Here is a 15,401-nt window from a genome sequence, read left to right as displayed (position 1 = left end):
TGAGTCAGGGATTTTATGTTTAGCTATGTACTTTCGGCATGTTTTGGAGCACTGCTCCGATTGTCTGCCCTTTGAAAGCATCTGGAACAGCTGTATCACTTTCAAAATAGAAGCTACTTGCTGTTGTGTCCGCTGTGTAGCCCATACTTTGGAGTGCCTCTTGAAGTGCAATAGGAGCTGAAGAAGTACCAGTAGTATGGGCGTAATAAGTTGTTGTGAACACACGCGTAATCTGGTCACCAATTTCTGAATAAATAACAAAGCAATCTGTTGGTTCCTCAATCACCCAACGACCTTTCGCATATAAGGACAGTCCGGCTCCTTCAAGTGCAGAGAGTGCCTCCAGATTCACACTAAACAGTTCATTAATAAACGCTCTGATTTGTTGCCCTGTAGGCTTAGCATCTTGTTGAATAAGCTTTTCTGCTACAACTTCTCGTGAAGAATGATTTGTTGAATGCACTAGAGGCACTTTGTCTAAATCAAAGCCAAATACTTCGTGTACGACTTGAAACACGGCCTCTACACTTAGTTCTTGCTCCCCAAGTAATTGGTCCATTTTTTGTGCTTTTTTCATTTGTGGTCTCCTTCTCACTAAACTTTTAGTACACCACGCCACCCTCGCGAAGCGTAGTACGAATCGGCCCCATTGTGGTAAGCAAATACTGTGTTGTAGCGGCGATCCCCGAACAAAGCGCCTCCACGTTCACGAATCTCAGATGGTGTTGCAATCCAGCTTGATGTCTTCAAATCAAATTCTCCAAGCGTCTGCAAATAGCGATATTCTTCTTCTGTCAAAAGCTCAACGCCCATGAGTTCTGCCATCTCAAGTGCTGACGTCTCTGGAGGGAACTTCTTGCGCCCTTCGCGAGCCACTTGATCAAAACATACGCTACGTCGCTCTTTCGGACTTTCTTTTGCGCAATCATAAAAATGATACTGCTCTTTGACAGCGTCAAATCGCACAACGTCCGGCTCGCCGCCGGTCGCTTCCATTTCTGAAAGTGACCAGAGTGCCTTTGAATTTGCGTTTAATTTTTTCTCAACGTCCTCCCATTCAATGACTCCTTTGTGTCGTCCCCGGTTCTTCTCAAAACGAGCCTTTAATGCTGCCAAAAGTTCACGTTGTTGGTCCTGCGTTAGTTCGTGGTTTACCATTTCCTTTCGCCTCCCACCTATTTCTTTCACTTTACCCTTGTTCGTCGAGCGGTTCAACTACCCACGGAAGCCATAGTTCAATCATGACTTGAACAATCGGTTCTGGAAATATGTCGGGCACAAAATCGAACTCCTCTGTTTCAATGAAAACCGTTGCATCTTGCTGCTCATACTTCACGGGAGAGGCTGAGCCAATCACGTGATAAATTGCGAAAAATTGACGCAGGTCGTTCTTTGAATCCAGCGCCATGATTTCTGCAGCCTTTGTTAGGTCTAATCCGTAGTGATCAGTAAGCTTTTGAATCCACTCCGGAAAGGATGGAATACACGCGATATAATTTTGGCAATATAGACAGTCACAGGACGTCAGTGCGCTCGGCAAGCTTTTGTAAATCGCGCGTGTCTGTTCAATTTGCTCATCTGTTTGATTAATTAACTCGTTCATCCTAATCACCTCTTGTATCTATACGAATTACTTGGTAATAAGTTGTCAATGAGGATTGACATCTACTCGATTAGAATGTAACATATAAATTACAAATGGAATATATATGTTACATTGAGTAAGGAGATTCTATGAAAAACAATGTAAAGCTTGCTCGTCTTTCTGCCAACATCACACAAACGGATCTTGCCAAAAAGACAGGCATTACGCGACAGACGATTAGTTTGATTGAAAAAGGAGCCTACAATCCAAGTCTTCAGTTATGCATTGCACTGGCCAAAGAATTGGGGAAAACGCTTGATGAATTATTTTGGGAGGTAGATGATCAATAATTCATGGTTAACTCTAGTTTTACCTAAAGACGATTACAAACAACAACTTAAGAAAATCACCATTCAGACAATAGGGTTTGGCGTTCTCTACTTCGTAGTTTACTCTCTAATTAGCGGATTGCCTTCAAACGGTGCAGGATGGTTAGAAATCGGCGGCTTCTTCAGCATCCTTTTACTTATGTATTTCGGGATTCACTTTATATCCCTTCGCAGGTCCTATTCAAAGAATCGACAAGCGCTCGATTGATTAACCAAATAAGCTACGAAACATTTCTAAAGTTTAAGAAAAAACCCACCACAGCTAAGGGGGTCAAAGCTGCAGTGGGTGGGTGCCCTTATTGGAAATAGGTATTCATTTTGTCAAACATCGCTTGCGTCTCTTCCGCCGTCTTGCGGATGATGAACATGCTACCTTTGAACTCTTTGTTGATCGCTTCTTCTACTTCAGGATGTTGATACAATTCAACAATCTTTAAGTAGTTTTCGTTGTCTGCTTCATCTGCACGAGATGCGATGATATTGATGTACGGCTCGATGGACTCGGATTCTGTATCTTCATACACAACAGCGTCTTCAGCTGGAATAAGACCTGCTTGTACGGCCACACCATTGTTGATTAAGGCAATGGCAACGTCCGGAAGAACACGTGCTGTCTGTTGGGGTTCCATAGCGACAAATTCAAGCTCTAACGGGTTTGATGTGATTTTGTCTAAGTCTCCAGTGATCCCAAAATCGTCAGCTAGTTCAATCACACCTGCTTCTTGCAGAAGGTTCAGTGCGCGTGGAAGTGTTGATGCATCATTTGGAATGGCGACTTGATCACCTTTTTGCAATTCATCTAGTGACTCGATTTTATCTGAATACACACCAAGTGGCGCAAATACCGTTGTACCAACAGGTGCCAAGTCTTCCCCAGATTCCGCCACAAAGTTTGAGAAGAACGAGATCGTCTGGAACGCGTTCAAATCAATGTCCCCTGCTGCAAGTGCTTTGTTCGGCATGATGTAATCTGTGAATTCTACTACTTCTAAATCAATGCCTTCCTCTTTTGCAAGTTCTACGATGACCGGCCATTGCGGGCTATCCGCACCGTTCACCCCAATTTTGATTGTCTCTTCTGACCCATCGGCTGAGTTACAAGCTGCAAGTGTTAGAGCAGCTGTGGCAGCAAGTGCTGCAAGTTTTAGTCGTTTCATTTTTTAATCTCCTATCGTCTCATAATTTTTTTGGATAATGTATTGCCAAGCCACTGGGCGAGTTGCACCAGAAGAATCAAGATAATCACCGTCACGACCATGACGCTCGTATCAAAACGTTGGTAGCCGTATGTAATCGCGATGTGCCCGAGACCACCACCACCGACATATCCGGCCACTGCCGAGAAATCGATCAAGCTGACTGTCACAAACGTGAGACCAAGAATCAGTGGTCCAAGCGCTTCCGGAATCAAAACGGTAAAGACGATTTGGAACGGGCTCGCCCCCATCGCTTTCGCTGCTTCAATGACACCCGGGTCGATACTCAGTAAGTTCTGTTCAACGATACGCGCGACACTGAATGTTGCCATGATGGCCATCGGGAACACAGCAGCTCCCACACCAATTGTCGTCCCCATTACGAGGCGTGTCACTGGCATCAAGAATACGAGGAACACGATAAATGGAATCGGCCGAATCACATTGATCAGTAAGTTGAGAAGGCCGTATAACAAGCGATTTTCTAAGATATTGCCTTGGCGAGAGACGAATAAAGCGAGTCCCACCAATACGCCTAAAATCGAACCGAGAATCAGAGTCAGGATGACCATCGTGATCGTCTCGCCAGTTGCTTCTATGATGCGCTGATAAAATGTACTCCACTCAACTTTCATGGATGATCACCTCCTTGATGTCGACAACGTCTGCTAGTTCACGGATCACGTTTTGAATCGCGGTCGTCTCTCCTTTGAAGGAAACGACTAGGTTTCCTAGCAACTGATTTTGGATCTCTCGAACAGCGCCGTACACAACGTTAAAGTGGACATTGTGTTGCTGTGAGATTTTTGAAAGAAGCGGCTGACTCGTCGCACTTCCGGTAAACGTTACTTGGTAGATGTGCTCATCTCCCGCTGCTCGCCATTCTTTTAGCAATTCTTGAGAAGGAAGGTCTTTATTGACCGACTGGATAAACCGTTTTGTCGTCGGATGGGACGGGTTTGTGAAGACATCGAAGACTTCCCCGTGCTCGATGACGTGTCCGTTTTCCATAATCGCCACTCGGTTGCAAATGGTTGAAATGACGTTCATCTCGTGTGTAATCAAGAGCACTGTGATGCCGAATTCTTGATTGACGCGCTTCAAAAGTTTCAAGATGTCCTCTGTCGTTTCCGGATCAAGTGCGGACGTTGCTTCGTCGCAAATTAGGATTTCCGGGTTCGTTGCAAGAGCTCGCGCAATCCCAACGCGTTGCTTTTGCCCCCCCGAGAGTTGCTCAGGATAGTTATCTGCTTTATCAGATAGGCCAACGAATTCAAGTAACTCTTTTGTGCGTCTTGTGATTTCCGCTTTTGGCGTGCCTTCAAGTTTCAACGGATAGGCAACATTCCCTGCAACAGTGCGGGATGTGAACAAGTTAAAGTTCTGAAAGATCATCCCGATTCGTCGACGTTGCAAGCGAAGTTGTTTGGCTTTTAGAGATGTGATGTCGGTATCATTGATTTTGATGACGCCACTCGTCGGCTTCTCTAGAAGGTTCACGAGGCGAAGGAGCGTGCTCTTACCAGCTCCACTAAACCCGATGATGCCGAATATGTCGCCTTTTTTGACGTCGAGCGTGACGTTTTGGACGGCGTGCACATCACGCTTCCCGACTTTGAATGTTTTGGATACGTTTTGGAATGTAATCATGGTGGACTTCCCTACTTTCTTGCTAGAGTGCATAAAAAAAGACCTTCATCTCTTAAGAACATAAGAAATGAAAGCCATGAAAAAGCCTCTCAGTCTTATCTCTCAAGTGGTGGACACTTGCAGGATTTGGCACTGACGCATGCGCGCTTTGCCGAGACTTCACAGGGCCTGTCCCTCCGTCTCTCGTGATAAGAATTGCTGGTATGTAGTTTTGAATTTAGTTCGTCTTGCTAACTGTTTCACAGTCTAAAGCATCAAAGTTTTGTCGTCAATAGTAATTTTACTAATTTTTTTAGTAGTCTGACTATGTAAGCGGTTGCTTTGTTGGTACGACGCGGATAGTTTTTTATTAGTTTTATTGAAAATTCTTTAAAAAGCATTATTTTGATTTCCTAGATGTGAACAAGCTATCTAATAAAAATCAGCTTCCTTTCTAGTACAGAAAGGAGGCTCGTCTCATGTAAGCACGTTCGATTTGTATTTTGTCAGCAACTGCTGTGGAATGTGGCAGTAATCATCCGGACAGCGAGCAAGACGGTCTTGGTGTTCTTCTGCACTTCGTACATAATTGGTAAGCGGCAGAACTTCTACAGCAATTCGGTCCTCATCTTCACGTTTCTTGATGAACGCCTTGGCCTGCTCTACATGTTTTGGGTCTATACTATACACCCCAGTTCGATACTTCTCCCCGACGTCTTCTCCTTGTTTGTTGATACTGTATGGATCGATGATTTCAAAAAGATAGCCCATCAACTCGTCGACAGATACCACATCTGGATGAAAAGTCGTTTTTACACATTCCGCATATCCGTCATATTCCCCGTCTAACGTTTGAGAAGTTCCATTTGCTCTTCCTGCTTCAGTCGAGACAATCCCTGGCAACGTCTTCACAAATGCCTGCACGCCCCATAGGCATCCCCCTGCTAAATAAATCGTCTGCATGCAAAATCTCCCCTTGTACTTCAATTAGAATAGAGATTAAATCATTAGTTAGTTATTTCTATTATCTCATAACACCCTAAAATTCTTTAGTAGATGATGTAAAGTCAGATAGTTTATGAATTCATCCGTCAAAATGACTGCAAACGGAACGGTCTATATAGCTACTAAAAATTAAATAGTTTTCAGGTTTCCTTTGACTAAAAACCGATTTTCCCTGTGTTACGTAAGCTTTTACATTGACGTCACATTTCCTTTACATTCAGTTGATATCGTTGCCGTGTACCAAACAAAAGGAGGAAATGTGTATGAAAAAACAGCTTGTAACAGCCGCTTTGGTGGGAGGACTTGTCGTATCCGGGATCAGTGTCAATGTGACAATGGATTACGCAGAAGCACGGAATGATAACGCTCATAATGGGAAAGTCAAAAATGTAATTTATATGATTCCAGACGGCTACAGTGCCGCCTATGCAACGAACTACCGTTGGTTCAAAGGCGAAGACTCTTCTTTTGATCCATATGTAAAAGGTCTAATCAAAACCTACTCAGCAGATACAGAAGTGACGGACTCAGCTGCTGCTGGGACGGCGATGGCAACAGGTGTAAAAACGAATAACGGGATGGTCGGTGTGACACCCGATGGCAAAGAAGTCGACTCTATCTTAGATGCGGCAGAAGCTGCGAAGAAATCTACAGGGCTAGTTGCCACTTCTACAATCACACACGCGACGCCAGCTGTGTTTGGCGCAAGTGTCGCATCACGCGGTGATGAATCGTCGATTGCCCCGCAATATTTTGAGAACGATGTGGACGTGCTCCTCGGAGGAGGCCGTGACTACTTCGTTTCACTAGAAGAAGGTGGTAAACAACCTGCCGGAAACTTAGTGGAAACTGCTCAGAATGATGGCTATGAGTATGTGACCTCTCGTGAAGAGTTACTAAAAGCGAAGAGTGGAAAACTACTCGGTTTATTTGCAGACGACGCAATGGCTCCTGAACTGGAGCGCGGTGAAACGGATCAGCCAAGTCTGGCCGAGATGACGGATGTCGCAATCCAAGCATTGAAAAAAGACAAAGACGGTTTCTTCTTAATGATAGAAGGCTCACAAATTGACTGGGCGGGTCATGCACATGATGCAGCTTGGGCGATGACAGACTCCCAAGCATTCGATGAAGCTGTTGCTGCTGCTCTTGAATTTGCGAAAAAAGATGGCAATACACTTGTCGTCGTTGCAGGGGATCATGACACAGGTGGCATGTCCGTCGGTTCCAACAGTGTGTACGATGTAAAAACGGAAGTACTTCATGACGTTACAGCTACTGGTGACTTTATGGCTGCGCAGTTAAATGAAACGCGTAACAATGTGGAGGAAGTCGTAGAAGCGCACACAGGGTTTGATTTAACCGCTGAAGAAATTGAAGCCATTGCTTCTGCCGAAAATCCTGCACGTGCTATCAACACAGTTGTCAGCGACCGCGCGTTGATCGGCTGGACAACAGGTGCACACACCGGGACGGATCTTCCAATCTACGCATATGGCCCTCAATCTGACTTGTTCACAGGTCTTTTGGACAACACAGATATTCCAAAACATATGGCGAAAGCAATGAAAATAAAGTTCGGCAATTAAGTTTCGTACCTAGAGCAGCCTCACTTTTGTGGGGTTGTTTTTGTTTTAGTAGACAAACCAGATTTTGTGTTGTATACTAGGTTTAATAAGTTCATGAAGTACAACACATTTAATTCACCTATTACAAAAAGTATCTGTGTATTATTTCCGTACTTTTTGTAATACGTGAATTTTTTTATTGCAGAAAAATGATCTTATTAATAATTTATAATGGAGGTCATTTATATGACACAAGGTACAGTAAAATGGTTTAACGCAGAAAAAGGTTTCGGATTCATCGAAGTTGAAGGCGGAGCAGACGTATTCGCTCACTTCTCAGCAATCCAAGGTGAAGGATTCAAATCTTTAGACGAAGGTCAAAAAGTTGAATTCAACATCGAAGAAGGTCAACGCGGACCTCAAGCTACAAACATCGTAAAACTTTAATTTTATGATACGAAAAGGCATCCCATCTGGGGTGCCTTTTTTGTGTTTCGATTCACAAAAAACCTCTTCTCTTTTGATAGTTTTCTGCTAAACTAGGACTATTCTAGTTTGACTTTACTCCCACCCTGAAAGGAAGAACCCGATGATCCGACCAGCCACCTCTGATGATTTAAAAGAAATCTTAGCTATCTACAATGACGCTATTGTCAACACGACCGCTGTTTATTCGTACCACGCTCAAACTTTAGAAGACCGCACGATTTGGTTTGATCAAAAGATGAAAGATGGCTATCCTGTGATTGTCTTTGAAGTCGACGGACATGTAGCTGGATTTGCGACATTTGGTCCCTTCCGCGCGTGGCCTGCCTATAAATATTCGATAGAACATTCGGTGTATGTCAGCAACGACTATCAAAAACGTGGAATCGGACGTACATTGCTTCAGGAAATCATTCAACTTGCCAAAAATGGTGAGTATAAAACTTTAGTTGCCGGAATCGATGCAGCGAATGAGAAAAGCATCTTGCTTCATCAAAGTCTTGGCTTCACGCACTCTGGAACTTTACGCAACGCCGGTTACAAGTTCGAGCGCTGGCTTGATCTTGCGTTTTATCAACTGGATCTCGAAGGACCGGAGACCCCGGTGGAAGGCTGAAACACTAGGGAGTTTACACATGAACCTACACACTCAATTATCGAAAATCGACCCACGAACTCGTGTCCTTACTGGCTGGAGTGCATATCTCCACGCGAGGTGGGAAGAAGCTTTTGCTAGTCATTTAACAACAGTTGAAAAGAAAAGAATCTATCTGAAGGGTGTTGGGGACTACTCAGGTTATTTATGGCATGTGTTCAGCTATCAAACACGCGAACATCTTTCTAGAAGCGAGGCAATCAGTGCATTTCATGCCTTGCGTAAAAAGCGCTGTTTTGTGTTTTATCAATATTCGAATGATGCTTTTTTGATAGAAGATTCTTTTCGTATAGATATGAACATGCTGCAGAATGAAGAAGACATTTACCTGGTAGACGCGGATTTCACATGGACGTTTGTGATCACGCATGAAACCGAGACGTGTGGGCCGTATTTTGCTAAAGTGTGAACAGAATTCGATGGTTTCTCATTTCCTATATATCTTCTCTGTTACGTTTCAAAGAAAACCGGATAAAGTGCGCGGTTTTCACGTATAATGAGAACTATTGACATATGTACGGAACAGATTGTGAAGATATATGACGAAAAACTAGAAAATGAGGTATTTGAATGACAACCACACGCTTTACAGATTTACCGATTAGTGATGATATCCGCCGCGCCTTGACGATTTTGAAATATGACACACCGACTGAAGTACAACAAAAAGTACTTCCTCTTGCATTTGAAAACCTGGACCTTGTAGTGAAATCTCAGACAGGAAGCGGAAAAACAGCTGCATTCGGGATCCCTGTAGCGGACCAGATCATCTGGGAAGAGAAAAAGCCACAGGCGTTGATTTTGACACCAACGCGTGAACTTGCTGTTCAAGTGCGTGAAGATATTACAAATATCGGTCGTTTCAAGCGCGTGAAGGCCGTTGCACTTTACGGAAAAGAGCCATTCTCGAAACAGCGAGATGAGCTGAAACAAAAGACACACGTAGTTGTGGGTACACCTGGCCGTGTGATGGACCACATCGACCGCGGAACGCTAGACCTTGAGATGGTGAAGTACTTGATCATTGATGAAGCAGACGAGATGCTAAACCGTGGTTTCATTGATGAAGTCGAAGCCATCATCAAGCAAGTGCCTTCTGACCGCGTCACAATGGTCTTCTCTGCAACGCTTCCACAAGACATCGAAAGCCTTTGCCATGCATATATGCAAGACCCAACGTACATCGAGATTGAATCGACTGGTGTCACTGCTGATACAATCGAGCACTCGTTAATTGAAGTAAAAGAAGAAGACAAAATCGCGCTTCTTAAAGACATCACGGTTGTTGAAAATCCAAACAGCTGCTTGATTTTCTGCCGTACGAAAGAAAATGTTGATACGGTATACAGTGAACTTGAAGAAGCTGGTTACCCAGTCGAGAAACTTCATGGCGGGATTGTGCAAGAAGACCGATTCGCTGTAATGGAAGGCTTCAAACTTGGAAACTTCCGCTACCTTGTAGCTACAGACGTGGCTGCACGTGGAATCGATATCGATAACGTCAACCTAGTCATCAACTATGATGTTCCAATGGAAAAAGAAAGTTACGTTCACCGTACGGGCCGAACAGGTCGTGCTGGTGCTGCTGGAACTGCGATTATGTTCGCTACTCCTTATGAAAATAAATTCGTTCGTGCCATTGAGCGCTACATCGGCTTCGAACTTCCTAAAGCAGAAGCTCCGGAAGAACAGGAAGTGAAACGTGCTCGCTACGATTTCGACGAGAAGCTAGCAAGTCGCCGTGTCGTCCGTAACAATAAGACTGCCCGTATCAACCAAGACATCATGAAGCTTCACTTTAGCGGCGGGAAAAAGAAAAAAATCCGTGCTATCGATTTAGTCGGTACAATCGCCAATATCCCGGGTGTCACTGCAGAAGATATCGGCATCATTACAATCCAAGATCAAATGTCGTATGTGGACATCCTGAACGGAAAAGGGTCTCTTGTGCTACAAGCAATGGAGACAACTCCAGTCAAAGGTAAGAAACTGAAAGTCAGCAAAGCCCTAAAATAATCTCTATCCCCTTCACATCTGTGATGGGGATTTTTCTGTGCGTTATCGCATATTTCAAGCTATACTAGTTTAAAGGTGGTGGATCTAATGCTAACTCCAACGATACAAAATCAAATCATTGAAGTTATTCTAAAAAAAATTGATGTTGATTTTATAATTCTTTTTGGCTCATTTGCGAAAGAAATGCAAAGAGAAAGCAGTGATTTAGATATCGCTTTTTTTAGTCAACAAAGAATCTCAGCCTATGATCGATTTCTGTTGGCTAGCGAGCTAGCAGAAGCCACTGGTAGAGAAGTTGATTTGGTCGATATTAGAAATCTAGATACTGTATTTACTATGCAAATCTTCTCTCAAGGTCTTCCTATTTTTATTAATAATCACGATCAATTTTATATTCAGCGTATGCGCGCCTATAGTATGTATCTAGCTTTAAATGAACAGCGTGCTCCTGTTATTGAATCAATTAAAGAGCGAGGAAGTGTCTTTGGATATGAATGATGTACTAGTGAATAAGTCGGCAACTATTGAACGATGCATTAATAGAATTCATGAGGTTTACGAAGGCAATCCAACTAATCTTAAAGATTTTACTAAACAAGATAGTATTGTCTTAAATATTCAGCGTGCATGTGAAGCAAGCATAGACATGGCCATGCACATTATCAGTGAAAATAAACTTGGAGTACCAAAGTCTAGTCGAGATGGCTTCAAGTTGTTACATGAAGCTAAAATCATTGATGAAGCTTTAGCAAAAACTTTGATGAATATGGTTGGTTTTCGTAATATTGCTGTCCACGATTATCAGGCCTTAGAAATCGAAATACTCGAATCTATCCTTACCAAACATATTGATGATTTTAAGAAATTCACGAAAATCATCTTACAACATGAAGCAAAGTGATATTTGAGACTACCTTTCCTTCCATTTCTGGAAACTATGTATATACTTAAACTAATTGCATACGAATAGGAGTGGAAATATGAGCGAATTGAACAAATTCATGACATGGACTTTCACTGAAGAGGTCCCAGTACCAGATTCTATCAAGGATATTTTAATTGCTGGGGAGACAGCAACGACTGCTTACAAGACAATCCGAGATGTTGCCGTAGTCACCAATAAACGATTGATTATCGCCGATCGCCAAGGTCTAACAGGAAAGAAGATTGAAATCTACACAATTCCTTTTAAATCCATCGTCATGTATTCGTCTGAAAACGGCGGCACATTTGATATCAACTCAGAGCTCGAACTTTGGACAAGAGCTGGTCGTTTCAAACTAAACCTCAACAAAAAAGTAGATGTTCGCAAGCTCGATAAAATCATTGCTGAGGCGATTCTCTAACAATACAAAAGCCAGTCAAGTCCTAAACAAGGGACTCGACTGGCTCTATTTTTACTCTTCTTCTGTCATAACCTCAACCAAAATCCCCGTCGACAAAACAATCACCACGAACAAACCGATTAATCCTAAAACCATTGTCCTCCACTCCTTACCATGTAATAAAGCCTTTGGAACCTGGTGGTGCATGCTGGATCATCTGGAAAATTGGAATCGCATACGCAATAATGATCAACGCAAATGCAATGCCGATCCACAGAAGCCAGTTTTCTAAGAATTTGGGAGTCGCCGCTTTATCACTTTCTGCTAGTGGGAACTCCACAAACTCATGCGCTTCCTCAGCTTTTGGTGACAAGAATGCACTCATGATCACGATGTAGAGAAGCAACATCGCGGACAAGAACAAAATACTTCCGCCAATCGCCATCGTCACGTGATTGGATATAATCCCCTCAAACCACTCAAGTGCTGCCGGGTGATCATTGTACCCGCTATACGCAGTACGACGAGGTGCTCCGAGAAGCCCTAACACGTGCTGCGCTGTACTCATCAACAGCATCCCAACTGTCCATAATCCGATTTGGATGAAGCCGAGCTTCTCCATCGTCTTCGTGAACTTCCGCCCTGTTAAATATGGAACCATCCAAAACGTGATACCCATGAATGTCATCGCAACCGGAGTTCCGACTGTGATGTGGAAGTGGCCAACAACCCAAAGCGTGTTGTGGACGATTTCATTCAATTGGAAACTTGCATTGATAATTCCGCCCGCGCCTCCAGGAATGAAGAACGCCATCGCAATAAATAATGAGGTGAAACGTAGGTCGTTCCAAGGCAGTTTTGTAAACCAGCCGAACAACCCTTTCCCACCATTCTTGCGGCCTGCTCGCTCAAAATTCGCGAACATCGAGAACGCCGTCATCAATGACGGGATGATGACCATGAATGTCAAAATGACTTGGAAGAACTTCCAGAAGTTTTCGATTCCTGGCTCCATTAGCTGGTGGTGGAAACCGACTGGAATCGAGAACAAGATGAACAACACAAATGATAAACGAGCAAGTGAATCACTAAATACGGGTACGCCTAAAATCTTTGGAACTACCACATACCATGCCATATATGCTGGAAGTAACCAGAAGTACACAAGCGGGTGACCAAAATACCAGAACAATGTACGGCTCAGTTCAACGTTGATTGTATCGACCCAGCCGAATGCCCACGGGATGTATTGGAACAACACCGTCGCGACAACACCTAGACACGCAATTGCCCATAAGATGACTGTAGAAACGGTCATGAAGGCAAACAAAGGACTTAACTCACCTTTATGTTCCTTGCGCCAGCGAATATAATGACCCACAAGTGCAAAGCCCATCACGAGCGACCCAACAATAAAGAGTGCCAACCCGATGTAATACCAAGGACTCGCCATCATTGGTGCGTAGAATGTATAAAGAACAGATGCTTTTCCGCTAATGATCATGACGGTTGCTAACACTGTCCCAGCAAGCATTGTCAGGAAACCGATCCAGTTCCACAGCAACACTTTCGGTCCGAATGCGCCAAGACTCTTGCTCATGCCGGTGATAAAGAAAGCAAAGATGAAAAATGTCGTAAAGATAAGTGCGAGTAAAACTCCATGTGCGGTCAAAATTTGATAATAATCCAGCCACGCCGGAAGTTGGAGCTTATCGTTTCGAATAAAGACCTGTAGTAAACCTGCAAGTGTTCCAATTAAAAAGGCAGCGTACGCGACCCCGACGTTCCAAAGGGCCAGTTTGCGTTCTCCTGATGCGATCATTATTCTGTCACCTCAATTTCTGTGAACATGAAATGGTGGCCAGCTCCACAGTATTCGTTACAGATGATTAAATACTTCCCTGGCTTATCGAACGTGTACGATTTCGTCGTCACTTGGCCAGGTACAACCATCATATTGACTTTCGTGTCATCGATCGTGAAACTGTGCACCACGTCTGTGCTTGTTACTTTGAAGACGATTTCTTTCCCAACAGGGACTTTCAGTTCTGGTCCTTCGTATCCGAATGCCATAGCAATGATGGACACTTGATACGTGTCGTCATCCAGTTGCGTCACGCCTGGATTATCAAATGGTGCTGTTTCTCTTACCTTTTCCGGATCGATGTGCTCGATTCCTCCAGCTGGGGTGTGGTGGTTATCTGTAAATGCGCTGACTCCCACGACTGTTAAAAATACTACTAAACACGTGATTCCAAAAACTAACCAGATTTTTTCATACTTATGCAGATGCATGTTCATTCTCCTTTCTGTCTAGAGCGACAAGTACATTAGATAAACGGCGACCCACATCGCCACGATAACAAAGCCGACAAAAAATACGCTGATCAATGTGCCTTTTAGGTTCTCTTCTTCGTGTTGTTTTTTCTTTGCCACGACACTCACCTCTCCTACTTCGTTTATGACTTAAGCGTAAAGCAATCCCTAGGCGGCAACTGTGACATAAATCACTTCTGTGACAATAATCTATGCGAAATGTGAAATCACTTCATACTTTTGTCAAACTTTGTCTGATGGAGAGGCTGGAAGTTTTGGGTGAGCGAGCGTTCATCGGCTGAATGGTGGATTTCTTCTACCGAAACTCGATTTTCTTCTACCGAATCGCCGATTTATTCTGCACTAACGAGGATTTCTTCTACCGAAGTCATATTATGGAAACTAAATCTTCTCAAACACAAAAAACCACCTCCGCAATTCGGAGGTGGTCATGTAGCATCTCTTCAGTTAATCAACTCGACACAGCGACAACGGACAGTTCTCGCATTGGATTTCAGTTTTTAAATACGCAAGGTCTCGAATCAGGAGTTTCCCATCACACGTCGATACCACTTGCTGCTTCTTCAGTTCGGACAACATCCGGTTCGTCACTTCGCGCGCCATCCCACAAAAATTCGCGAGGTCTTGATTGGTCAGCTGTACATCAATCAACACACCTTCTGACTTCTGAACGCCGTAACTGTTCGACAACCGGATCAACGTCGAGTAAAGTGCTCCCTTTTTCCCGTTCAACAACAAGTCCCGGAAGCGAGTCTGCGTCTTCTGCTGATTCAAGCACATCCATTTCATAAACGCCGCAGCAAGTCGCGCATTCTTTTGGAGCTCCGCTTCGAGTTCATGCAGCGGAAACAAGTAACATTCAGCATCCTCTTTCACCTTCGCATCCAGCATATAGAATGCCTCAGGGGAATACAGATACACCTCGCCAAGCAACTGGCCTGCTCCGCAGATGCGCAGCGTGAGTTCTCGACCGTCCGAGTTGACTTTGTTCAGTTGCACTTTGCCTTTTGTGAGGAAGAACAGATGCTGAATTTTGTCGCCTTCTTGGAATAAGTAGCTGTCTTTCTTGAAACTCTTCACCACATGCGGCAGTGCCAACAGTTCTTTTAAATCCTCTGACATCGATTCTTGTTCAACAAACATGTCCTTCCACCTCCAAAAGTAGTATGTATACTACCACTTTATACCATGTTTCATTGATTGGCTATAG

21 protein-coding genes and 1 riboswitch are annotated in these 15,401 nt (G+C 43.7%); of the genes, 10 read left to right on the top strand and 11 right to left on the bottom strand.

Features of this window, described 5'->3' with window-relative positions:
• Positions 1-19: 19 nt before the first annotated feature.
• Genes ACF3OH_RS00335 through ACF3OH_RS00325 form a run of 3 tightly spaced genes read right to left on the bottom strand, consistent with a single transcriptional unit; the run spans position 20 to position 1,603 of the window.
• Complete coding sequence (locus tag ACF3OH_RS00335; RefSeq protein ID WP_392455283.1) at positions 20-577, bottom strand: hypothetical protein; 558 nt, start codon at positions 575-577, stop codon at positions 20-22.
• Between the two features lie 17 nt (positions 578-594).
• Complete coding sequence (locus ACF3OH_RS00330) at positions 595-1,158, bottom strand: DUF4256 domain-containing protein (RefSeq protein ID WP_392455282.1); 564 nt, start codon at positions 1,156-1,158, stop codon at positions 595-597.
• A 31-nt stretch (positions 1,159-1,189) separates the two neighbouring features.
• Entirely contained in the window at positions 1,190-1,603 is a 414-nt protein-coding gene (locus tag ACF3OH_RS00325; protein WP_392455281.1) for a hypothetical protein, read from the bottom strand.
• Positions 1,604-1,734: 131 nt separating this feature from the next.
• On the opposite strand from ACF3OH_RS00325, the gene ACF3OH_RS00320 reads away from it, so the two are divergent.
• Together ACF3OH_RS00320 and ACF3OH_RS00315 are read left to right on the top strand one after the other, a co-directional pair.
• Positions 1,735-1,935, top strand: coding sequence for a helix-turn-helix transcriptional regulator (locus ACF3OH_RS00320; protein ID WP_392455279.1), 201 nt, complete (start codon positions 1,735-1,737; stop codon positions 1,933-1,935).
• Positions 1,925-2,182, top strand: coding sequence for a hypothetical protein (locus tag ACF3OH_RS00315; protein WP_392455277.1), 258 nt, complete (start codon positions 1,925-1,927; stop codon positions 2,180-2,182). The genes ACF3OH_RS00320 and ACF3OH_RS00315 overlap by 11 nt, the downstream gene beginning before the upstream one ends.
• A gap of 88 nt (positions 2,183-2,270) precedes the next feature.
• Here the strand turns inward: ACF3OH_RS00315 and ACF3OH_RS00310 are convergent, their stop codons facing one another.
• The 4 genes from ACF3OH_RS00310 to ACF3OH_RS00295 form a co-directional block, all read right to left on the bottom strand.
• Positions 2,271-3,131 carry a MetQ/NlpA family ABC transporter substrate-binding protein gene (locus ACF3OH_RS00310; protein WP_204590002.1) on the bottom strand — a complete coding sequence of 287 codons (861 nt, stop codon included), beginning with the start codon at positions 3,129-3,131 and terminating at the stop codon, positions 2,271-2,273.
• Between the two features lie 11 nt (positions 3,132-3,142).
• On the bottom strand, positions 3,143-3,805 hold the full coding sequence (locus tag ACF3OH_RS00305) for a methionine ABC transporter permease (RefSeq protein ID WP_204590001.1): 663 nt from the start codon (positions 3,803-3,805) through the stop codon (positions 3,143-3,145).
• A complete protein-coding gene (locus tag ACF3OH_RS00300) occupies positions 3,795-4,820 on the bottom strand; it encodes a methionine ABC transporter ATP-binding protein (protein WP_392455276.1) in 1,026 nt (341 codons plus the stop codon). Before ACF3OH_RS00300 ends, ACF3OH_RS00305 begins: the two co-directional genes overlap by 11 nt.
• Before the next feature lie 92 nt (positions 4,821-4,912).
• A riboswitch (SAM riboswitch) is annotated at positions 4,913-5,015 on the bottom strand.
• 261 nt (positions 5,016-5,276) lie between these two features.
• Positions 5,277-5,762, bottom strand: coding sequence for a peptide-methionine (S)-S-oxide reductase (locus tag ACF3OH_RS00295; RefSeq protein ID WP_342527257.1), 486 nt, complete (start codon positions 5,760-5,762; stop codon positions 5,277-5,279).
• 305 nt (positions 5,763-6,067) lie between these two features.
• Between ACF3OH_RS00295 and ACF3OH_RS00290 the strand changes: the two genes are divergently transcribed.
• From ACF3OH_RS00290 to ACF3OH_RS00255, 8 genes are all read left to right on the top strand, one after another.
• Entirely contained in the window at positions 6,068-7,393 is a 1,326-nt protein-coding gene (locus ACF3OH_RS00290; protein ID WP_392455274.1) for an alkaline phosphatase, read from the top strand.
• Between the two features lie 225 nt (positions 7,394-7,618).
• Complete coding sequence (locus tag ACF3OH_RS00285) at positions 7,619-7,819, top strand: cold-shock protein (RefSeq protein WP_204589995.1); 201 nt, start codon at positions 7,619-7,621, stop codon at positions 7,817-7,819.
• Between the two features lie 142 nt (positions 7,820-7,961).
• Positions 7,962-8,474: a GNAT family N-acetyltransferase gene (locus ACF3OH_RS00280; protein WP_204589994.1), complete on the top strand. Its 513-nt coding sequence runs from the start codon at positions 7,962-7,964 to the stop codon at positions 8,472-8,474.
• Positions 8,475-8,493: 19 nt separating this feature from the next.
• Positions 8,494-8,922 (top strand): DUF4275 family protein, encoded by a 429-nt coding sequence (locus ACF3OH_RS00275; protein ID WP_392455272.1) that lies wholly within the window; start codon positions 8,494-8,496, stop codon positions 8,920-8,922.
• A 161-nt stretch (positions 8,923-9,083) separates the two neighbouring features.
• Positions 9,084-10,529, top strand: coding sequence for a DEAD/DEAH box helicase (locus ACF3OH_RS00270; RefSeq protein ID WP_392455270.1), 1,446 nt, complete (start codon positions 9,084-9,086; stop codon positions 10,527-10,529).
• Positions 10,530-10,616: 87 nt separating this feature from the next.
• Positions 10,617-11,027: a nucleotidyltransferase domain-containing protein gene (locus ACF3OH_RS00265; protein ID WP_204589991.1), complete on the top strand. Its 411-nt coding sequence runs from the start codon at positions 10,617-10,619 to the stop codon at positions 11,025-11,027.
• Positions 11,020-11,430 carry a DUF86 domain-containing protein gene (locus ACF3OH_RS00260; protein WP_392455269.1) on the top strand — a complete coding sequence of 137 codons (411 nt, stop codon included), beginning with the start codon at positions 11,020-11,022 and terminating at the stop codon, positions 11,428-11,430. The genes ACF3OH_RS00265 and ACF3OH_RS00260 overlap by 8 nt, the downstream gene beginning before the upstream one ends.
• A gap of 79 nt (positions 11,431-11,509) precedes the next feature.
• Positions 11,510-11,875, top strand: coding sequence for a PH domain-containing protein (locus ACF3OH_RS00255; protein ID WP_204589989.1), 366 nt, complete (start codon positions 11,510-11,512; stop codon positions 11,873-11,875).
• Positions 11,876-12,023: 148 nt separating this feature from the next.
• On the opposite strand, the gene ACF3OH_RS00250 is transcribed toward ACF3OH_RS00255, so the two are convergent.
• The 4 genes from ACF3OH_RS00250 to ACF3OH_RS00235 all read right to left on the bottom strand — a co-directional run bounded on the left by ACF3OH_RS00250 (position 12,024) and on the right by ACF3OH_RS00235 (position 15,334).
• A complete protein-coding gene (locus ACF3OH_RS00250) occupies positions 12,024-13,676 on the bottom strand; it encodes a b(o/a)3-type cytochrome-c oxidase subunit 1 (protein WP_392455267.1) in 1,653 nt (550 codons plus the stop codon).
• Positions 13,676-14,149: a cytochrome c oxidase subunit II gene (locus tag ACF3OH_RS00245; RefSeq protein ID WP_204589987.1), complete on the bottom strand. Its 474-nt coding sequence runs from the start codon at positions 14,147-14,149 to the stop codon at positions 13,676-13,678. Before ACF3OH_RS00245 ends, ACF3OH_RS00250 begins: the two co-directional genes overlap by 1 nt.
• An 18-nt stretch (positions 14,150-14,167) precedes the next feature.
• On the bottom strand, positions 14,168-14,290 hold the full coding sequence (locus tag ACF3OH_RS00240; protein ID WP_204590083.1) for a cytochrome C oxidase subunit II: 123 nt from the start codon (positions 14,288-14,290) through the stop codon (positions 14,168-14,170).
• Between the two features lie 348 nt (positions 14,291-14,638).
• Positions 14,639-15,334, bottom strand: a complete 696-nt coding sequence (locus ACF3OH_RS00235; protein WP_392455265.1) for a Crp/Fnr family transcriptional regulator — start codon at positions 15,332-15,334, stop codon at positions 14,639-14,641.
• Positions 15,335-15,401: the final 67 nt, after the last annotated feature.

Source organism: Chryseomicrobium aureum (genome assembly GCF_043182735.1).
Classification (GTDB): domain Bacteria; phylum Bacillota; class Bacilli; order Bacillales_A; family Planococcaceae; genus Chryseomicrobium; species Chryseomicrobium aureum.
This window is presented reverse-complemented; position numbering and strand designations above follow the sequence as displayed.